The 19,698-nt window shown below is 62.4% G+C and carries 18 protein-coding genes, 1 tRNA gene and 1 pseudogene; 6 read left to right on the top strand and 14 right to left on the bottom strand.

Translation table 11 applies throughout. From position 1 onward, the window contains the following. Window positions 1-35 precede the first annotated feature (35 nt). From QA637_RS15875 to bfr, 4 genes are all read left to right on the top strand, one after another. The gene (locus QA637_RS15875) at window positions 36-1,451 is read left to right on the top strand and encodes a DUF6504 family protein (protein WP_184108661.1); all 1,416 of its coding nucleotides are present in this window, start codon (window positions 36-38) and stop codon (window positions 1,449-1,451) included. After that, the gene (locus QA637_RS15870; RefSeq protein WP_153436741.1) at window positions 1,448-4,801 is read left to right on the top strand and encodes an error-prone DNA polymerase; all 3,354 of its coding nucleotides are present in this window, start codon (window positions 1,448-1,450) and stop codon (window positions 4,799-4,801) included. Before QA637_RS15875 ends, QA637_RS15870 begins: the two co-directional genes overlap by 4 nt. Window positions 4,802-5,090: 289 nt before the next feature. Then, on the top strand, window positions 5,091-5,402 hold the full coding sequence (locus QA637_RS15865; protein ID WP_136505458.1) for a (2Fe-2S)-binding protein: 312 nt from the start codon (window positions 5,091-5,093) through the stop codon (window positions 5,400-5,402). Continuing rightward, window positions 5,368-5,853 (top strand): bacterioferritin, encoded by a 486-nt coding sequence (gene bfr / locus QA637_RS15860; RefSeq protein ID WP_153436740.1) that lies wholly within the window; start codon window positions 5,368-5,370, stop codon window positions 5,851-5,853. The genes QA637_RS15865 and bfr overlap by 35 nt, the downstream gene beginning before the upstream one ends. A gap of 162 nt (window positions 5,854-6,015) precedes the next feature. Here the strand turns inward: bfr and QA637_RS15855 are convergent, their stop codons facing one another. The 10 genes from QA637_RS15855 to obgE all read right to left on the bottom strand — a co-directional run bounded on the left by QA637_RS15855 (window position 6,016) and on the right by obgE (window position 16,189). Further along, a complete protein-coding gene (locus QA637_RS15855; protein ID WP_283062285.1) occupies window positions 6,016-6,543 on the bottom strand; it encodes an RNA pyrophosphohydrolase in 528 nt (175 codons plus the stop codon). Window positions 6,544-6,678: 135 nt separating this feature from the next. After that, window positions 6,679-7,890, bottom strand: coding sequence for a divergent polysaccharide deacetylase family protein (locus QA637_RS15850; RefSeq protein ID WP_283062284.1), 1,212 nt, complete (start codon window positions 7,888-7,890; stop codon window positions 6,679-6,681). A 151-nt stretch (window positions 7,891-8,041) separates the two neighbouring features. Further along, the gene (locus QA637_RS15845) at window positions 8,042-9,364 is read right to left on the bottom strand and encodes a S41 family peptidase (protein ID WP_153436737.1); all 1,323 of its coding nucleotides are present in this window, start codon (window positions 9,362-9,364) and stop codon (window positions 8,042-8,044) included. After that, window positions 9,354-10,781 carry a murein hydrolase activator EnvC family protein gene (locus QA637_RS15840; protein WP_283062282.1) on the bottom strand — a complete coding sequence of 476 codons (1,428 nt, stop codon included), beginning with the start codon at window positions 10,779-10,781 and terminating at the stop codon, window positions 9,354-9,356. Before QA637_RS15840 ends, QA637_RS15845 begins: the two co-directional genes overlap by 11 nt. Before the next feature lie 110 nt (window positions 10,782-10,891). Then, window positions 10,892-11,374, bottom strand: coding sequence for a 23S rRNA (pseudouridine(1915)-N(3))-methyltransferase RlmH (gene rlmH / locus QA637_RS15835; protein WP_283062280.1), 483 nt, complete (start codon window positions 11,372-11,374; stop codon window positions 10,892-10,894). 160 nt (window positions 11,375-11,534) lie between these two features. After that, complete coding sequence (gene rsfS / locus QA637_RS15830) at window positions 11,535-12,014, bottom strand: ribosome silencing factor (protein WP_153436735.1); 480 nt, start codon at window positions 12,012-12,014, stop codon at window positions 11,535-11,537. Window positions 12,015-12,070: 56 nt separating this feature from the next. Next, entirely contained in the window at window positions 12,071-12,661 is a 591-nt protein-coding gene (locus QA637_RS15825; RefSeq protein ID WP_283064982.1) for a nicotinate-nucleotide adenylyltransferase, read from the bottom strand. A 58-nt stretch (window positions 12,662-12,719) separates the two neighbouring features. After that, window positions 12,720-14,003, bottom strand: a complete 1,284-nt coding sequence (locus QA637_RS15820) for a glutamate-5-semialdehyde dehydrogenase (RefSeq protein WP_283062279.1) — start codon at window positions 14,001-14,003, stop codon at window positions 12,720-12,722. Further along, window positions 13,996-15,177 (bottom strand): glutamate 5-kinase, encoded by a 1,182-nt coding sequence (gene proB / locus QA637_RS15815; protein WP_283062277.1) that lies wholly within the window; start codon window positions 15,175-15,177, stop codon window positions 13,996-13,998. Before proB ends, QA637_RS15820 begins: the two co-directional genes overlap by 8 nt. Before the next feature lies 1 nt (window position 15,178). Next, on the bottom strand, window positions 15,179-16,189 hold the full coding sequence (obgE, locus tag QA637_RS15810) for a GTPase ObgE (protein WP_283062276.1): 1,011 nt from the start codon (window positions 16,187-16,189) through the stop codon (window positions 15,179-15,181). A 69-nt stretch (window positions 16,190-16,258) separates the two neighbouring features. On the opposite strand from obgE, the pseudogene QA637_RS15805 reads away from it, so the two are divergent. Continuing rightward, window positions 16,259-17,118 (top strand): annotated as a pseudogene (locus QA637_RS15805) (endonuclease/exonuclease/phosphatase family protein). Window positions 17,119-17,161: 43 nt separating this feature from the next. Here QA637_RS15805 and QA637_RS15800 read toward each other — a convergent pair. The 4 genes from QA637_RS15800 to rplU all read right to left on the bottom strand — a co-directional run bounded on the left by QA637_RS15800 (window position 17,162) and on the right by rplU (window position 19,185). Further along, window positions 17,162-17,746, bottom strand: coding sequence for a GNAT family N-acetyltransferase (locus QA637_RS15800; RefSeq protein WP_283062274.1), 585 nt, complete (start codon window positions 17,744-17,746; stop codon window positions 17,162-17,164). Continuing rightward, the gene (locus tag QA637_RS15795; RefSeq protein WP_167528129.1) at window positions 17,743-18,375 is read right to left on the bottom strand and encodes a GNAT family N-acetyltransferase; all 633 of its coding nucleotides are present in this window, start codon (window positions 18,373-18,375) and stop codon (window positions 17,743-17,745) included. Before QA637_RS15795 ends, QA637_RS15800 begins: the two co-directional genes overlap by 4 nt. 132 nt (window positions 18,376-18,507) lie before the next feature. After that, the gene (gene rpmA, locus QA637_RS15790; protein WP_012709652.1) at window positions 18,508-18,777 is read right to left on the bottom strand and encodes a 50S ribosomal protein L27; all 270 of its coding nucleotides are present in this window, start codon (window positions 18,775-18,777) and stop codon (window positions 18,508-18,510) included. Between the two features lie 33 nt (window positions 18,778-18,810). After that, complete coding sequence (gene rplU / locus QA637_RS15785) at window positions 18,811-19,185, bottom strand: 50S ribosomal protein L21 (protein ID WP_283062270.1); 375 nt, start codon at window positions 19,183-19,185, stop codon at window positions 18,811-18,813. A 305-nt stretch (window positions 19,186-19,490) separates the two neighbouring features. On the opposite strand from rplU, the gene QA637_RS15780 reads away from it, so the two are divergent. Beyond that, window positions 19,491-19,580, top strand: a tRNA-Ser gene (locus QA637_RS15780). The last annotated feature ends 118 nt before the right edge of the window (window positions 19,581-19,698 follow it).

The raw sequence follows: 19,698 nt of genomic DNA, 5'->3' as shown, positions 1-19,698 counted from the left end.
CGCCCGTCGTGTTCGCTGCCAAGATCGACAATGCCATGCGGCTGGTCGCTCTCGACACGCTTGCCGAACGGGTGGGCCTGAAGCGGGGCCAGGGGGCGGCGGACGCCCGCGCCATGTGTCCGTCGCTCGACGTGATCATCGACGATCCGGCGGCGGACCGGGCCCTTCTGGAAGGGCTTGCCGACTGGTGCGATCGCTATACGCCGCTGGTCGCGCTCGACGGAAAGGATGGCCTGTTCCTCGACATCACCGGTTGCGCCCATCTTCACGGTGGCGAGAAAGTGCTGGTCAATGACGTGCTTTCGCGTCTCTTCCTGCTCGGCGTCGAGGCGCGTGCGGTGATCTCCTCCTCTGCGGGCCTCTCCTGGGCGGTTGCCCGCTACGGCAGTGCGGCCGTCATCGCGCCCGAGGATGCCGAACGGGTTCTCGCACCCTTGCCGGTCGCCGCCCTGCGCCTGCCGGAGGAAACCGTCGCCTTGCTCGATCGGGTCGGGCTGAAAGAGATCGGTGATCTTCTTCAGGCGCCGCGCGCGCCTCTTACCCGCCGCTTCGGCTCCTTGCTTCTCCTGCGGCTCGATCAGGCGAGGGGCCACGCGGACGAGCCTCTCTCGCCCCGTCTTCCCGTTCCGAGCTTTTCTGCCGAACGCCGCCTTGCCGAACCGCTTCAGGACGAAGAGCACATTCTTGAACTGGCGCGGCATCTTTCCGGTGATGTCCGTCTCTCGCTGGAGCGGCATGGCGAAGGCGGGCGCCTGTTCGAGCTTCTTCTCATTCGCGTCGATGGCCGGGTGTTCCGCATTCAGGCGCATGCGGCCGTCCCCTTGAACGACGCCGATCGGATCGCGGCTCTCTTTCGCGAGCGGTTGCAGGCGGTTCATGATGACCTCGATGCCGGATATGGTTTCGAGATCCTTCGGCTGTCCGTCCTTAGAAGCGAAAGGCTCGATCCTGCCCAGGATGACTTTTCCGGCGTTCCCGATGAAAGCCAGCCGCTCGCCGCCTTCGCCGACAAGCTGTGTGCCCGCTTCGGGCCGGATTGCCTGACCTTTGCGACCCTTGCCGAAAGCCATCTGCCGGAACGCGCGGGCGGATTTGCGCCCCTGACGGATGTCGCGACGGTCATCGGATCTCGTCCGGTCGATGAAAAAGCCTGTCCCGAAAACCGCCCGCTCCGGATTTTTACGCATCCCGAGCTTGTCGAAGCGACGGCCGAAGTGCCCGATGGCGCGCCGCGCAGCTTCAACTGGCGCAAGACCCAGTATCGTGTCGCCCGTGCCGAGGGACCGGAGCGCATCGCCGCCGAATGGTGGCTCGATGGGGAGGGGCATCCGACCCGCGACTACTTCCGGGTCGAGGATCAGGAAGGCCGCCGTTTCTGGCTGTTCCGCGAGGGTCTTTACGGACGGGAGACATCCTCGCCCCGCTGGTTCATGCATGGAGTTTTCGCATGAGCGCGGATCCTGCCTTCTACGAACTTGGCGCGCGTACGAATTTCTCCTTTCTGGAAGGAGCAGCACCCGCCGAGGAGATGATCGTCTTTGCCAAGAAGGTCGGGCTTGCCGGCCTCGGCATCGCCGATCGCAACAGCGTCGCGGGCGTCGTCCGGGCCCATGCCAAGGCAAAAGTGGAGGGCTACCCTTTCCGGCCGGGCGCCCGCCTGGTTTTTGCCGACGGCACGCCGGATATCCTCGCCTATCCAAGAAACAGGAAGGGGTGGGGGCATCTGTGTCGCCTGCTCAGCGCCGGAAACCTGCGCTCAAAGAAAGGGGAGTGCACGCTTTATCTCGCGGATCTTTTCGAGTGGCAGGAGGATCTTCTCCTTATCATCATGCAAGGCGAGGGGCGACCGGACGCAGGCTTTCTTGGAGGTATCCTGGAGAAGCTGCAGCAACAGGCGGGCAACCGGCTCTATCTCGGAATGACGCCGCGTTACGACGGCTTCGACCGGCATGATTTCGCCGTTCTTGCCGCTCTCGCCCGGAAGGCCGGTGTCCGGCTTCTGGCCACCAATGACGCGCTCTATCACGATCCGCAATACAGGCCGCTCGCGGATGTCGTCACCGCCATTCGGGAACATGTGGCAGTCGCGAGCGCCGGCTTCCTTCTCCAGAAGAATGCCGAGAGGCACCTGAAGGGCCCGAAGGAAATGGCCCGGCTTTTCAGCGACTACCCCGAGGCGATCGTCAATGCGCGCAAGTTCTTCAAGCGGCTCGCCTTCAATCTCGACGAGCTCAGCCACCAGTATCCGGATGAAAACGCCGAAGGCGAAACGCCGGCGGAAACCTTGAAGCGGCTCGTCGCCGAAGGTGCGGCCGAACGCTATCCCGCCGGCGTGCCGGAAAAGGTGACGCGGCAGATCGAATATGAGCTGGAACTCATTAACGACAAGAAATACGAGCCCTATTTCCTGACCGTGCACAAGCTGGTGAAATTTGCCCGCGAGGAGAAGATTCTTTGCCAGGGGCGGGGATCCGCGGCCAATTCCTCGGTCTGCTTCTGCCTCGGCATCACCGATGTCGATCCGCAAAAGTTCACCCTGCTCTTCGACCGGTTCCTGTCCCGCGACCGTGACGAGCCGCCCGATATCGATGTCGATTTCGAACATGAGCGGCGCGAGGAGGTCATCCAGCATATCTACAGGACCTATGGCAAGGAGCATGCCGGCCTGACCGCCGCGGTGATCAGCTATCGCTCGCGTTCCGCCGGGCGCGAGGTTGCCAAGGCCTTCGGCCTTTCGGAGGATGTCCAGTCGGCGCTGGTGAGCTCGATCTGGGGCTGGAGTTCTTCGGCCTTCACCGAGGAGCAGGCAAAGGCTGCGGGTCTCGATGCCTCGGACCCGCTGACGAGGCGCGTTCTCGGCTATGCCAGCCTTCTCCTGAACTTTCCGCGGCACCTATCGCAGCATGTCGGCGGCTTCGTGATCACCCGCGACCGGCTCGACGAGGTGGTGCCGATCATGAACACGGCCATGCCCGACCGTTACATGATCGAATGGGACAAGGACGACCTCGACCATCTGAAGATCCTGAAGGTCGACGTGCTGGCGCTCGGCATGCTGACCTGCCTCGCCAAGGCCTTCAAGCTATTGGAAGCGCATTACGAGGAAAAGAAAGAGCTGGCTGAAATCTATCAGGATCAGAAGAAGGTCGTTTATGACATGATCTGTCGCGCCGACACGGTCGGGGTCTTCCAGATCGAAAGCCGGGCGCAGATGAGCATGCTGCCGCGTCTCCAGCCGCGCGAAATGTATGATCTGGTGATCGAGGTCGCGATCGTCCGCCCCGGCCCCATCCAGGGCAACATGGTGCACCCCTATCTGAAACGGCGCGAGGCGCAGCGTAGGGGTGAAAACGTATTCGATTTCCCGAAACCGGAGTTGAGGCCGGTCCTTGCCCGGACGCTCGGCGTGCCGCTGTTCCAGGAACAGGCGATGCAGATCGCGATCACCGCCGCCGGCTTTTCGCCCAGCGAAGCCGATCAGCTCCGCCGCGCCATGGCGACTTTCAAGCGGACCGGCACGATCCATACCTTCGAGCGAAAGATGATCGAGGGCATGGTCAAGAACGGTTACGACAGGGAGTTTGCCGAGCGCTGCTTCAACCAGATCAAGGGGTTCGGTGAATACGGCTTTCCCGAGAGCCATGCGGCCTCCTTCGCATCCCTCGTCTATGCCTCGTCCTGGTTCAAGGCCTATTACCCGGACGTCTTCTGTGCTGCGATCCTGAACTCGCAGCCGATGGGTTTCTATGCGCCGGCGCAGCTCGTGCGCGATGCCCGCGAACATGGGGTCAAGGTGCTGCCGGTCGACATCAATTTTTCGAGCTGGGACGCACTGCTTGAGGGCGAAGGCATGTTCAAAAAGGCCGCGATCAGTCCTCGTCATGCCGGGATGGCAGGCGTGATCCGGACTGAAAAGGCCGTCCGGCTGGGCTTCCGGCTGATCAAGGGGCTAAGGCAAGAGGATATGAATGCACTCGTTGCGCATCGCGACAGGGGATACCGCTCCGTCCATGATCTCTGGATGCGGTCCGGGCTTACCCGGTCCGTTCTGGAACGCCTTGCCGATGCCGATGCCTTCCGTTCCATCGGCCTTGATCGGCGTGCGGCCCTCTGGGCGGTGAAGGCGCTGGACGAGGCGTCAGCGGTCGAGCGCCTGCCGCTTTTCGATGGCGCGGGTTCCGCGGACCTGCAGGCCGAGCCGGCGGTCACTCTGCCCGATATGCCCCCTGGGGAGCATGTCATCAACGACTACCGCTACCTGACGCTTTCGCTGAAGGCTCACCCTGTTTCCTTCATGCGGGAGGATTTCTCGCGAATGGGCATAGTTGCCAATCGCGATCTGGCGAGGACCGCCGCAGGAAGAAGGGTCACGGTCGCCGGCCTTGTGCTCGTTCGCCAGCGCCCGGGTTCGGCCAAGGGTGTCATCTTCATGACGATCGAGGACGAGACCGGCGTCGCCAACATCATTGTCTGGGAAAAAATGTTCAAGAAATACCGGGCAGAGGTCATGGGCTCGCGGCTCGTGAAGGTCCGTGGCCGCTTACAGAGCGAAAGCGATGTCATCCATGTGGTGGCCGAGCATATCGAGGACATAACGCCCATGCTCGGCCTCTTGCGCACGCAAGCACGGCGTTTCGCAGCCAACGACCGTGCGGACGAGGCCTTGCGGCCGACAGCCGATGCCCGCGAAAGGAAAGCGCTTAAACAATTGCGCCTGGCCCTGCCCGCCCGCCCCAATCAGCACGCGGAAGCGACAACCGACGTGGCCGATGTCATACCGAAAGGGCGCAACTTCCACTGAGTTTAGGTGAGATCACGCCCTTCGCCTGGTGAGTTCCACAAGGTTTGCGGCGCCTGGGTTCGTCCTGTGTAAAAATGTCGCAGGCTGTTCGGCAAAAATTGCAAGTTCTGGAAAAAAAACCGTCTCCTTAGAATCGGCTAATGCGATGAAAATGCGATGATTTCCGTCAAGTTTAGAACCGATCTAACATACCCCTCAACTTTACGGGGAGGAGTTTTTTCTTGACGGCAAATATCCTCTTTTGCTTAATGCGAGAAATCAGGGCGTTGCGTTTGATAGGCAAGACGAGATGCTGGTTTGCAGCTGCAATTTCATCACTGAAAAAGAGATCGAAGATACGATCATCAGCCTCCTCGACGAAGACTGTTGGCAGTTGATCGTGCCGGCGAAAGTCTATCACGCGATGGAAAAGCGCGGCCGTTGCTGCGGCTGCTTTCCGAACGTCGTCGACATCATCATCCGCACCACCGAAGAATATCACGCCCGTCGCGACTCGACGGAAGCCGAGATATTTGATTTCATGATCCGCCTAAAACAATTCCACGAGGAAAACCGGAGGGCGGATTTTGAAAGGCGACAAAAAGGTCATCGAGCAGCTTAACGAAGCGCTCTTTCTCGAACTTGGTGCCGTCAACCAGTACTGGCTGCATTACCGCCTCCTCGAAGACTGGGGTTACACGCTGCTCGCAAAAAAAGAGCGTGAGGAATCCATCGAGGAAATGCACCATGCCGACAAGCTCATCGACCGCATTATCTTCCTTGAAGGCCATCCGAACCTGCAGACGGTCGCGCCGCTGCGGATCGGGCAGAATGTCAAGGAAGTGCTGAAGGCTGACCTCGCCGGCGAGTATGATGCGCGCAAGGCCTACAAGAATTCCCGCGATGTCTGTCACGCGGCCGGCGACTATGTCTCGATGAAGCTTTTCGAGGAGCTGCTTGCAGACGAGGAAGGCCATATCAACTTCCTCGAGTCGCAGCTTCAACTGCTCGACACGATCGGCGAGCAGAAGTACGGCCAGCTCAACGCCGCCCCCGCCAACGAAGCCGAATAAGCGTTGATCTTTCTCTGACGCGAGCGCCGTCGCCTTGAAAGGCGAGGCGCTCTTTCTTTACCGGTCGAACTGGGCGTCACCTCGGCCCGCCGCCCGCAGGCGGAAGGAAGGTTCCGGCAGCAGGATCAGCGGAGAAACGCGCGCGAAAAATCGCCGATTTCCTCAACGCACCAGATGGGAGAAGGCTGCAACGACTTCCTCGTACACCTTGCGCTTGAAGGGCACGATCAGATTCGGCAATTCGTGCATCGGCTTCCACTCCCACGCGTCGAATTCAGGATCGTGGCCGCCGGGCGGTGGATTGATGGCGATTTCGCTTTCCTCGCCTTCGAAGCGGAAGGCATACCAGCGCTGCGTCTGCCCACGGTACTTGCCCTTGAGGCCGATCCCGATCAATTGCGGCGGCAGATCGTAGTTGATCCAGTTCGGCGCCTCGGCCAGCAGTGATACCGAGCGAATGCCGGTCTCTTCGTAAAGCTCGCGGTAAGCGGCCTTGAGCGGATCCTCGCCCTCGTCGATACCGCCCTGCGGCATCTGCCACAGTTGCGGCGAGCCGTCATATTCCGAATTGCCGACGGCGAGCCGATGCCCGACCCAGACAAGGCCTTCGCGGTTCAGGACCATGACCCCGACGCAGGGCCGGTAGGGCAGGTCTTCCGCCTTCACGACCTTGCTTTTGTCCTTGCTCATACTGACTTCCTTCTCTCGCCCCCTACGGCGCCGCGCGTCTTACCAGATGCGGAAACATTGCAATGGGCCCCACAAATCAACGCCATAGCGATACAGCAGCCCGATCGGGAGCGCCTTCTCTTTCGCCCGCTTATCTCATTTTTGTTGCGGATCGTTGACGAGCGCCGAAACGCCGACGAATTCGATGCCGCGCCCGCCCGCCTCCTGCATCCATTCGGAGATTGCCGCCACGCTTTCATCGAAGGCGGAGGCGACGCCGATCGCCGTGCCGTTTCGCCTTGCGACGCGCTCCAGTTCGTCGAGCTTGCGCAGGATTGCGCCGCGGCTGAGCTCACTGTCGACAACGACATCGGCAAAACCATGCGGCACGTCGAAGGCACCGGCGAGCGTGCCCGAGAGTGACTGTGCCGATGTGCCGTCGTCGAGGAAGAGCAGCCCGCGCTTGCCGAGGTCGCGCATTACCGGCTCGAGCGCATCGGCGTCGGAGAGGAAGCGTCCGCCGAGATAGTTCATGATGCCGGTATAGTTGGTGATCTGGCCCATGCTCCGGTGCAGTTCTGCGAGGTTCTTGGTGGCGCCCAATGAAACGCGGAGCGCGTGCGGACCCGGATCATTGTCCGGATAGTCGAAGGGCTCCATCGGAACCTGCAGCAGGATCTCATGGCCGTCGCGTCGCGCGTCCTGCACCCAGCGCTGAAGGCTGTTGCCGGCGGCGGCGAAGGCGAGCGTCACGTCCGGCGAAAGGTCGCGGATCGCCCGTTGCGTTCCGGTCTGGCTGAGGCCGAGACCGCCGACGACGAGCGCAATGCGGGTGCCGCGCGCGCCGGACCACGGGCGCGCATACTGGTCCATCGGTCTCAGCCCGTCCGGACCGGTAATCGGCAGACGGCCCTGGGGGCTTTCCTCCAAGAGATCCTCGTTCGGCAGCGCCGCCATGCGCGGATCCTGGCCGCGAACCGGTCCGACGTTGATGAATGCCGGGCCGTCGCTTTCGCGTGATCGCGGCGTGTACTTCGTCACCGTCGCCCCGTCGTTCGTCAGCATCTCTTCGACATGGGCGCCGGAAAGTGCTCCGTTCGGGCGAAGAGGATTTTTCCGCCTTCCTGCGGAATCAGCGGTTCCAGCCGTCGTCTCTCCGGCGGATGCTGCGCCTTTTGGGGCAACTTCCGACGCCTTGGGCGCATGGGTAAGCCCGTCTGGCGCCAGAGCGCTCCAGGCGGAAAGGCCGACGACGGTGACGGCACAGAGGCTTGCGAGCGCATAGCCGAAGAAGCTGCGGAAGTCGCGCCGGCGGGCAGGCTTTACCTTCCTGTTCTGGCCAAGTGGGGCATTGAGATCGGTTCCCAAACGGAGCCTCGGTCGACCTGAAGGAAGTTGCTCTTGAAAGACGCCGCTCACGAAGAATCATCGGATCTTCGCTGGCTGTTGCCGTTGCATAATATAAAGGCGCCGGGTTGAACAGCCCGGCGCCCGCGTTGACGAATTTCTCGAGCTTCGCTTACTTCTTGAGTTCGGCCTGTTCCGGGTTGGCCGGGAAGGACGGATCCGTCTTCTTGCCGCGCAGGAGATCGAGCGCGTAGTTGAGCTGGATGTCGTCCTTGGCTTCCGGCGGGACATAGGCCACGGAGCCGGAACCCTCATCGTCCTCGTTCTGGCCCTTGATGTGGCCACGCAGGTCGGATTCGCCCTGCGCTTCCACCTTGCCCAGAAGCTCCGGCGGCAGCGGCTGCTCGACCTTGATGTCCGGCGAGATGCCGGTGCCCTGGATCGATTTGCCGGACGGCGTGTAGTAGAGCGCCGTCGTCAGGCGCAGCGCGCCGGCATCGCCCAGCGGAATGATCGTCTGAACCGAGCCCTTGCCGAAGGACCGCGTGCCAAGCACCGTGGCACGCTTCAGATCCTGCAGCGCACCGGCAACGATTTCCGATGCGGATGCCGAGCCGCCGTTGACGAGGACGATGACCGGCTTGCCGTCGGCGAGATCGCCGGGCGTCGCATTGAAGCGACGGGTCTCGTCCGGGTTGCGGCCGCGGGTCGAAACGACCTCGCCGCGCTCGAGGAAGGCGTCCGAAACGTTGATAGCCTGATCGAGCAGACCGCCCGGATTGAGGCGAAGATCCAGCACGTAGCCCTTCAGCTTGTCCGCCGGAACGTCCGCCTTGATCTTCTCGATGCCCTTTTTCAGGTCGTCGAAGGTCTTTTCGGTGAAGGAGATGACGCGCAGATAGCCGACGTCGCCTTCGGTGCGGTATTTCACGGCACGGACGGCGATCACGTCGCGCACGATCGTCAGTTCGATCGGCTTTTCGGCGCCCTTGCGCAGAATGGTGAGCTTGATCGGCGTGCCGACGGCGCCGCGCATCTTGTCGACAGCTTCCTCGAGCTTCAGGCCGCGAACGTCTTGGCCGTCGATCTTCGAGATGAAGTCGCCGGCAAGCACGCCGGCGCGCGCCGCGGGCGTATCGTCGATCGGGCTCGTCACCTTGACGAGATCGTCTTCCATGGTCACTTCGATGCCGAGACCGCCGAATTCGCCGCGCGTCTGCGTGCGCATGTCCTCGGCGTCCGTCGAGTTCATGTAGCTCGAATGCGGGTCAAGGGAGGAGAGCATGCCGTTGATGGCATTCTCGATCAATTTGTCATCCTGCGGGGGCGTCACATACTGCGCCCGCACACGCTCGAAAACGTCGCCGAAAATCGCCAGTTCGCGGTACGTCGACGAGTTGGCTGCCTCGGCCGGAATGGTCGCCGAATAGACGACGCCCATCGCCGTCGCACCCATCAGCGCCCCGACCAGAACAAGTGAAGCTCTACGTATCATTTCGCGCCTTTCCAACCTCTGCTGCGGACCACCACGGTCGGGAATCGACCGGTTTTCCGTCTTTTCGGAATTCAATGTAAAGCGTTGGCCTGTCTGTTTCCAGCGCCAAGGCCGCCGCACTCGCCACTCTTTTTGCACCCATCGTCGCCAATGGCTCGCCGGCCACGACGAATTGTCCCGTCCGGACGCTGACATTTTCCATTCCCGACAGAACGATATGATACCCGTCGCCGGGATTGAGAATGATCATCTGCCCGTAGCTGCGAAAACTTCCCGCGTAGACAATCCACCCGTCCGCCGGCGTTGTCACCAGCGCGCCTGCATTGGTTTCCAGCATGATGCCCTGCAGCGAATGCCCGGTGCCGTCCGCATCGCCAAACTGCCGCAGGAGTGACCCCGCGACGGGATAGGCAAGCCTTTCCCGCAACTCCGAAAACACATATGCGGGCGCAATGCGGTTTTTGTCGGGCACCGCGTTGCGGGCGATCTCGCGGGCCTCTTCGCGCTCGGCCTCGCTCATCCGCCGACGCTCTTCTTCCTGTGCGCGAGCGGCCGCGGCGGCATCCCGCACCGAGGAGATCTCGTTCTCCAGCGACGAAATCAGTCCTTCGAGATTGGTCGCCTGCGAGGCCAGTTCCTGGGCCTTGCGCTGCTCGACTGCAAGTTCGTTCGCATTCTGCTGCCGCAACTTTTCCTTCTCGGTCACCAGCATCGACATGCGGCGCTCTTCCTCGAGATTGGCCGTCATCGCCGCCGTCAGTTCCTCGCGCTGCTTTCCGATGCCGCCACGAATATCCGCGAGCGCCTTCAGGTCGGCGACGAGGCTGTCGGTCTGCTCGCGCATCTCCGGCACAACGGCGCCAAGGAGGATTGCACTGCGAACCGAGGCCAGTGCGTCCTCCGGCGTGACGAGGATGGCAGGCGGCGGGTTGCGCCCCATGCGCTGCAGGGCGGCAAGCACTTCTGCAAGCACGCCGCGCCTGCCACGGAGCGATCGCCGCACCACGTCCTCTTTCACGCGCAGGTCGTTAAGCTTGTTTTCGCCATCGGCGATCTGCTGCTCGAGCCCGCGTCGTTTGCTTGCCGACTCGACGATCGCGGCGCGCAGCGCCTCGCTGCTCTTGTCGATCTCGGCGATCGTTTGTTCCAGCGCTTCGGCGCGCTCACGCGACAGCGTTATGGTCTTCGAAAGCGCGTCGAGCTCGCTGCGCGTGCTGTCGCGCCTGAGCGCCAGATCGGCTGCGGGATCTACCGCTTTCTGCTCGTTCGACGGCGCGCCCGCGGGGTTCCCGGGGGCTGTGTCCTGGGCTACAGCCGGCGCGGCGATCACGCCCAAGAGAACGGCCAATGCCGCGGCACCGCGTCCGACACGACGCACCGCCCATCCCAAGTCGGCACATTTTTCTCGGCGCGTCATACGGCCCGATGCTTTCCTGCAATAATTAGGTGAGAGAACCCTAATCTGATTTGGCTCGGCCAACCAACACATAATCGTGTTATTGCATCCGCGAATAAACAAGCGTCTCTTCAAGCGCGGTGATAGGGATGGCCCGACAGGATCGTTACGGCACGGTAAAGCTGTTCGGCGATCAGAATGCGCACGAGCTGGTGCGGCCAGGTCATCTTGCCAAGACAGAGTATAGCGTCAGCGCGCGCATGCAGCGCCGGGTCCAGGCCATCGGCGCCGCCGATCGCGATCATCAGATCGCGTTTTCCGCTGTCCCGAAAGGTGCTGATGAGCGAAGCGAAGCCTTCCGAATCGATCGCCTTTCCACGTTCGTCGAGCAAAACGAGCAGGCTGCCGTCCGCGAGCGCCTTTTCAAGCTGGGCCGCCTCCTCGCGCTTGCGCGTCTCCGCATTGCCGGCACGGCTTTCGTTGACTTCCACGACCCGCGCAAGCTCCAGCCCCACCGCGGACCCCGCCTTGGCGAAGCGGTCGAGATAGCGGCCCGCGAGATCCTTTTCCGGCCCCGCCTTCAGGCGGCCGACTGCGAAAAGTCCGATACGCACGACCCGATCATCCCCACCGGTGCCAGCCCGATCCTGCAAAGCGACTGGCAAAACCACTCTTGCTGTCATCGGCCCAGCCGGGCGATGACAGCCGCATTTTCATTCGACACCGGCGCAGTCGCTCCGTCCTGAGGTTTGGGTCAGGCTCGGGCGGCGCGTCTCAGTGCAGGGTACCGTCCTCGATTTCCGGGGCCGCCCACATCTTTTCGATGTTGTAGAACTCCCGGATCTCCGGCCGGAAGATGTGAACGATCACATCGCCGGTGTCGATCAGCACCCAGTCGCCACCTTCAAGGCCTTCGACGCGGGAATTGCCAAACCCTTCGTCCTTTAGGTCCGTGATCAGGTGGTCGGCAATCGCCATCACATGCCTGTTCGACCGCCCGGAGACGACAACCATGAAGTCTCCCAGCGCCGATTTTCCGGCAATGTTGATGGTGACGATATCTTCTGCTTTCGAGTCCTCTAGGCTTTCGAGGACCAGGTTAAGCGCACGGACAGCGGCTTCGTCGCTTGATTCCGTGCTGCGCGGGTATGCGGTTGCCGCATAACCCTTGGCGTGTACTGTTGTCAGGGTCTTTCCTTTCCAAAAGAACAGAACAGGCACTTCCGATTCGATGATCAGGATCGAACCGTTCATAAATGTAGGCACCAAACCATGAGGGTTTCAAGACGCGAGAAATGAATCATGGCAATTCATGCGGATTTCGCGTCTGATGAGGCGCGCGGCGCTGTAGAGCGAAGCGCCGTGGAACTCAGCGGCGAGCGTGGTCCGTGAATGAATGTCCAGGCGGGCGCGGGGTGGAAGGCGAGCGCCAGAGCATCGTCCTCGTCGATACGGGCATAATCGAAGGTCCGCGCCATGCGCGAGGAAAGATAGGCAAGCGTCGAGCCCGGCCTGTCGATAACCGCGATCGGAAAGGTCGCGACAATCTTGCGCCAGCTCTGCCAGCGGTGGAAATTCTTGAGGTTGTCCGCCCCCATGACCCAGACGAAGCGCACATCGCGGTTACGCGCGCGTACGATTTCGAGCGTGCGGGCCGTGTAGCTCTGGCCGAGCGCCTGCTCGAACGCCGTGACCTTGATGCGCGGGTTGGGAGCGATCTTCTCGCTAAGCGCGATGCGTTCCGCCAGCGGCGCGAGATCGTTGTGGTTCTTCAGCGGGTTGCCGGGCGTCACCATCCACCAGAGTTGGTCGAGACCAAGCTTGCGCAGCGCCGTTTCGGCTACGAGGAGATGGCCGCCATGGGGCGGGTTGAACGAGCCGCCGAAGAGGCCGACCGTCATCCCGCCTTCGACATGCGGCATGCGCAGATAGCGCGCGTTCACTCGAGGCGGAATCACGTCAGGACCGCACCTGTCCCGTGCCGCGCACGCGGTATTTGAACGACGTCAGCTGTTCGACGCCGACGGGCCCGCGTGCATGCATCTTGCCGGTGGCGATGCCGATCTCGCCGCCCATGCCGAACTCGCCGCCGTCGGCAAACTGCGTCGAGGCATTGTGCAGCAGGATGGCGGAGTCGATTTCCGAGAAGAAGCGTTCCACGACGGCCGGATCTTCCGCGATAACCGCTTCGGTATGCGCCGACGACCAGGTGTTGATGTGGTCGATGGCACCGGAAATGCCGTCGACCAGCTTCGCCGAAATAATCGCGTCGAGATATTCGGTTGCCCAATCCGCGTCTGTCGCGGGCTTCAGGCCCGGCAGCAGCGCTTCCAAGTCCTTCGAAGCCCGGACTTCGCAGCCGGCGTCAACGAGCGCCTGAAGCAGCGGCTTCGCCAACCGATCCGCGGCATTGCGGTCCATGAGCAGTGTTTCGGCGGCGCCGCAGATGCCGGTGCGCCGCATCTTGGCGTTGACCACGATCTTCTTCGCCATGTCTAGGTCGGCCGAGGCGTCGACATAGATATGGCAGAGGCCTTCGAGATGCGCGAAGACCGGCACCCGCGCCTCGCTCTGAACGCGAGCGACGAGGCTCTTTCCCCCGCGCGGCACGATCACGTCTATCGCGCCGTTGAGGCCGGTGAGCATGGCGCCGACGGCGGCGCGGTCGGCAACCGGCACCATCTGGATGGCATGCTCCGGAAGACCCGCGGCCTTCAGCCCCTCGACCAGGCAAGCGTGGATCGCCCGCGACGAATGAAAACTGTCGGAGCCGCCGCGCAGGATCACGGCATTGCCGGCCTTGAGGCAAAGTGCGCCGGCATCCGCCGTGACGTTGGGCCGGCTTTCGTAGATCACGCCGATCACGCCAAGCGGCGTGCGTACGCGCTCGATATGCAGACCGTTCGGGCGGTCCCATTCGGCGATCACGTCGCCGATCGGATCCTTGAACGCGGCGATCGCACGGATGCCGTCGGCCATGTCGCGGATGCGATCCCGGTTGAGTGTGAGACGATCGATGAAGGCCTTGGCGACACCCGTCTTCTCGGCATTTTCCAGGTCGACCATATTGGCCGCAAGGATTTCGTCCGTGCTGGCGACAATGGCATCTGCCATGGCGATCAGGGCGGCGTGCTTGCGCTCGGCACTCGCAACGGCGAGCGGCCGGCTTGCCGCCTTGGCCCGGCGGCCGATTTCCAGCATGACGTTGTTGACGTCCTCGCCGTTATTGACCGCGTCAGGCATGAACCTCGCCCTTCCTCTCGTCTTTTCCGTCGTCCAGACGCGTCCCGGCGGGACCCGTCATCACCAGATCGTCACGGTGCACCATCGCCGCGCGGCCGGCATAGCCGAGGATCGCGGCGATCTCGGCCGATTTCTTGCCGGCGATCTGGCGCGCCTCGTCGGCATCATAGCCTGCGAGGCCGCGGGCGATTTCGCGGCCTGACGAGCCGAGGATCGCGATCGTGTCGCCACGGCTGAAGCTGCCCGTTACCTGCCGGACACCGGCCGGCAGCAGGCTCTTGCCGGAGCGGAGCGCCGTTTCGGCCCCGGCGTCGATGGTAAGCGTGCCAGCCGGCAGAAGCTGCCCAGCGATCCAGGTCTTGCGCGCGGTCACCGGCGAGCCGGCCGGCGCGAACCAGGAGGAGCGGGCGCCGGATTCGATCGCCGCCAGCGGATGTTCGGGCTTACCCGAGGCGATGATCATCGCGCAGCCCGCAGTGGTCGCGATCTTGCCGGCATCGATCTTGGTGCGCATGCCGCCGCGCGAAAGCTCGGAGGCCGCACCCCCGGCCATCGCCTCGATCTCCGGCGTGATTTCGGCGATCGTCTCGAGAAAGCGCGCGTCGGGATCGAGATGCGGCGGGGCGGTGTAAAGGCCGTCTATATCGGAAAGCAGCACGAGCAGATCGGCGCCGACCATCGTCGCCACCCGGGCGGCCAGCCGGTCGTTGTCGCCGTAGCGGATCTCGGTGGTCGCCACCGTGTCGTTCTCGTTGATGATCGGCACGGCGCCGAGCTTCAGCAACTGGCTGATGGTCGCGCGGGCATTGAGGTAGCGGCGGCGCTCTTCCGTGTCGCCGAGCGTCAGCAGAACCTGGCCCGCAATGATTTGATCGGTCGAGAGGCTTTCCGACCATGCACGCGCCAGAGCGATCTGGCCGACGGCGGCGGCCGCCTGGCTTTCCTCGAGCTTGAGCGCCCCGGCCGGAAGATCGAGCACCGTCCGCCCGAGCGCAATCGCGCCCGAAGAGACGACGAGCACCTCCACGCCCTTTGCCTTCAGTCCGGCAATGTCGGTGCACATGGCGTCGAGCCAGGGCTTTTTCAGTCCCGATTTGCGATCGACCAACAGCGCCGACCCGATCTTGATGACGACCCGGCGGTATTTTTGCAGCGGCTTGCGGGTCCTGGTCATGCTACGCGCTCTCTTCTCCGGCCTTGGCGGCGGAAATGACGCTGCGAAGGGCCCGGAGTGCCTCCGTCATACCCTTGCTCGTGACCGCCGAAATCGTGAGCGGCGGCGAGCCGCAGGCCTTGGCGAGCGCCTTGGCCTTTGCCTTCAGTTCCTCGTCATCGAGCACGTCGATCTGTGCCAGTGCGACGATTTCCGGCTTGTCCTCCAGCCCGCCGCCATAGGCTTCGAGTTCGTGCTTCACGGTCTTGTAGGCCTTGGCGACATCCTCTTCCTGCGCCGAGACGAGATGGAGGAGCACGCGGGTGCGCTCGACATGGCCGAGGAAGCGGTCGCCGATGCCGACACCCTCATGGGCGCCCTCGATCAGGCCCGGGATGTCGGCGAGGATGAACTCCTGGCCATCGACCGTTGCGACGCCGAGGTTCGGATGGAGCGTCGTAAAGGGATAGTTGGCGATCTTCGGCCGAGCGCGGGTGCAGGCGGCAAGAAAAGTCGACTTGCCCGCATTCGGCAGGCCGACGAGGCCGGCATCCGCGATCAGTTTCAGCCGGAGCCAGATCGTCTTTTCCTCGCCCTCAAGGCCCGGATTGGCCCAGTTCGGCGCCTGATTGGTGGACGACTTGAAGTGGGCGTTGCCGAAGCCGCCATTACCGCCGGCGGCAAGCCGATAGCGCTGGCCTTCGGCCACCATGTCGACGATCAGCGTTTCGTTGTCTTCCTCGAAGATCTGTGTGCCGACCGGTACCTTCAGCGTCACGTCGGCGCCGCCGGCACCGGTACGGTTGCGGCCCATGCCATGCGTGCCGGTCTTTGCCTTGAAGTGCTGCTGGTAGCGGAAGTCGATCAGCGTGTTGAGGCCATTGACCGCCTCGACCCAGACGTCGCCGCCGCGGCCGCCATCGCCGCCGTCCGGTCCACCGAACTCGATGAATTTCTCGCGGCGGAAGGAGACCGCGCCTGCGCCGCCGTCCCCGGACCGGATATAGACCTTTGCTTCGTCGAGAAATTTCATCTGGCTGCCATCTGTTCAGTATATTTGCGCCATCGATATAGGCGGTTACCCTGGAGGTCAAAGACTATCGTGCGCTTCACAAGCTACAATATTCAATACGGCATCGGTCTCGACGGGCGTTTCGACCCCGAGCGCATCGCCGCCTCTCTCCGCGAGGCCGACATCATCGCCCTACAGGAAGTGACGCGCAACTTTCATCGCAACGGCAATGCCGATCTCGTTTCGGTCTTCGAAGATCTGCTGCCGGACTATTTTTCCGTGTTTCATGCGCCCTGTGAGATCGATGTCGGCTCGGCGATCGAGAATGGCCGCGCGATCAATCGCCGGTTCCAGTTCGGCAACATGATCCTGTCGCGCTGGCCGATCCTTTCGACGCGGCTGATCGCCTTGCCGCGGACGCGCACGGTCAGCCCCATGAACCTGCAGCGCGGCGCGACCGAAGCGCTGATTGCGACGCCGACCGGCCCGTTGCGGGTCTATTCCGTCCACCTCGACCATGTGCTTCCGGGCGAACGCATCAGCCAGATCGAGTTTCTGAAACAAAGGCTTGTCAACTATCCGCTCGAGGGCGGCGCGATTTCGGGTGCCTCTGATTTCGGCTTTGCCGAGCCGCCGCATCCGGAGGATTTCGTCGTGATGGGCGATTTCAACATGGTGCCGGAATCGCCCGAATACAATGCGATGGTCGGGACGCGCGACGCCTTTTACGGACGCTCGCTGCGCATCGGCAATCCGGTCGACGCGCTCGCCCATCTCGGCCGGCTGACGCCGGAAAGCTATAGCTGGATTCATCCTGAAGATCATCAGCGGCGAATGCATCTCGACTATTGCTTCCTCAGTGCCGGCCTCGTTCCGCGTCTGAAAGATGCTGGACCGACTATGATGCGACGGGCTCCGACCACCTGCCGGTCGGAATCGAGCTCCATTGAGCGGAAAAACAACCCGCGAAGGCTCACCTTCGCGGGTTTCTTTTTAGTTTGGCCGACGCAGGTCCGCCGCCGTCAGCCGCGTCTCGATATGCGCGACCATGGCGTTGCGGGCGAGAGCGTAGATCTGGCTGCAGCCGGTGATCTTGAACCCGAGCTTTTCCTGGACTCGGAGCGAGCCCGGATTGTCGGCAAAGACGCCCGAATGGAGCACCGTCTCCGGCATGCGCCGGAAGAAGCGCTTGACTGCGGCATGAACCGCCTCGCTCGCCAGCCCCTTGCCCCAGTAGAACCGGTTCAGCCAGTAGCCGACATGCCACTGACCATGGCGGAGCTCGATGCCGACGCAGCCGATATGGACGTCGTCGCCGGTGGTGACGGCGAGCGTCCAGTCGGGCAGGACGTTGGCCGCCTGGCGGTTCAGCCAGTCGAGCGCATCCTGATGATCATAGGGCGCCGGGACGCGCGCCAGCATGCGCGCGACCTGGAAGTCGCCGAGCGACTGGGCGATCGCCTCCGCATCGGCAAGCCGATGCGGCCTGAGCCTGAGCCGCTCGGTTTCGATGATCGGTGAGGGGCCGGGATCGGGACGGACGATAACCCGCGACCGTTCGGGAACGAGCGCGTTCATCGCATGCCTCCCCAGCTTCTCAGCGAAACCCAGGTCTTGCGGTCGAGCCGGTACCATTCGACCGACATCATGCCGCCGAGCGCCAGGCTTTCGACCATGCCGGAGCCCTGGAACTGGAAACCGCACTTCTGGATGACCCGGCGCGAAGCGATGTTCATGACCCGGCAGCGCGCATCGATCTGGTCGATGTCGCGGGTGCGGAAGGCCATGTCGGTCAGCGCTTGCGCGGCTTCCGTGGCGTAGCCCTGGTTCCAGTAGGGCTCGCCCAGCCAATAGCCGAGTTCGGCCGTCTTGCCGTCGGGATGCGGCTCGATGCCGCAGCAACCCAGGAATGCGCCATTGTCCGCCTTGGTGATCGCGTAGACGCACTTGCCAATCGTGCCGGCTTTTGCGCGTCGCACGAAATCGGCCGCATCCGCCGTGGTGTAGGGGTGCGGCATGCGCGAGACCATGGTGGCGATATTGGCGTTGTTGGCAAGATGGGCAAGGGCGTCGATATCGTCTTCGTGGGGCGCGCGCAAAACGAGCCGGGGCGATAACAATATCGGGCAATCGGTCCTTGACCGCTGAGGCCTCAGCCTTTGTTCGGGAGACCGGGATTGGTCTTCCCTCAAGAGCTCGGTTTGCATGGTTCTTCCTCCAGACATGCGAAAAGGGGAGTTGGGTACCGTCCCATCTCCCCTTTTGAAGTCTGGCTTTTGAACCTTGCAGGTGCTTCAGCCGGGTCGATGAGACGCCGGCTGTTTTAGAGCGCTACCGGCTTATTCCGCTGCTTCCGCTTTCGGCATTACAGACACGTAGACTCGGCCATTGGCCTTCGTACGGAAGTCCACGTTGCCTGCCGTAAGCGCAAAAATCGTATGGTCCTTGCCGAGGCCGACATTGGCGCCCGCATGCCACTTCGTGCCGCGCTGGCGCACGATGATGTTGCCCGCGATAACGGCTTCGCCGCCGAACTTCTTCACGCCAAGGCGCTTGGACTCAGAATCGCGACCGTTGCGCGACGAACCGCCAGCTTTTTTGTGTGCCATTGGTGTTCTCCTTTAAACCTTCGATCCCGGAACTCAGTTTGCAGCTTCTTCAGCGGCGGCTTCGGTCTTCTTCGAAGCCTTCTTTGCCTTGCCGCCGGCAGCAGCGATGTCCAGGATGCGGACGGTCGTCTGATGCTGGCGATGGCCGCGCGAACGCTTGGAGTTCTGGCGGCGGCGCTTCTTGAAGGCTATGACCTTCTTGGCGCGGCCCTGTTCCACAACTTCGGCGCTGACAACGGCACCTTCGACAAACGGAGCACCGATGGTGGCACCGGCGCCGGCGCCGACCATCAGGATCTCGGTGAATTCAATCTTGTCGCCTTGAACGCCTTCCAGCTTTTCGATGGTGATGACGTCGTTGGCTGCCACGCGGTACTGCTTACCGCCGGTCTTGATGACTGCGAACATATTTTATCCTTTCATGTTCGGTCCGGCTCTTTACCTTAAAAAGGCAAGGCCGTCTTTTTATCAGTCGTTACATTGAGCGGAGCGTCTCGGAAAACCCTTGACCTCCACCAGTGGGTGGGCACAAACTTTTACCCTTCGCGGTGCGGTCAGACCACACCACTTCATTGCGCGGATTACGGGAATCGCTCCTCCCTGTCAAGGCGAAAGCCGCGGTTGGGCAAGATATTCTTTTCACGGCCCCTTGCCAGGGCGCAAATCTGCCGCTATGAACCCGACCGCGCCGACCAAGCGCCAACCAGACCTGCGGAGAGGTGGCAGAGTGGTTGAATGCACCGCACTCGAAATGCGGCATGGGTGCAAGCCCATCGGGGGTTCGAATCCCCCCCTCTCCGCCAGAAAATCGTTATAAATCAGCTATTTACGTTCTGGGGCGAGTCCTAGTATCCGAGTCAGGTCGCGGCGCCGGTGTCTCGAAGAGACTTGCGGGCCACAATTTAGGCACTAGGTCAATTG

Source organism: Sinorhizobium terangae, assembly GCF_029714365.1.
Lineage (GTDB): Bacteria > Pseudomonadota > Alphaproteobacteria > Rhizobiales > Rhizobiaceae > Sinorhizobium > Sinorhizobium terangae.
Note: the sequence above shows the minus strand (reverse complement) of the source record. Positions and strands in the feature narration are given on the sequence as shown.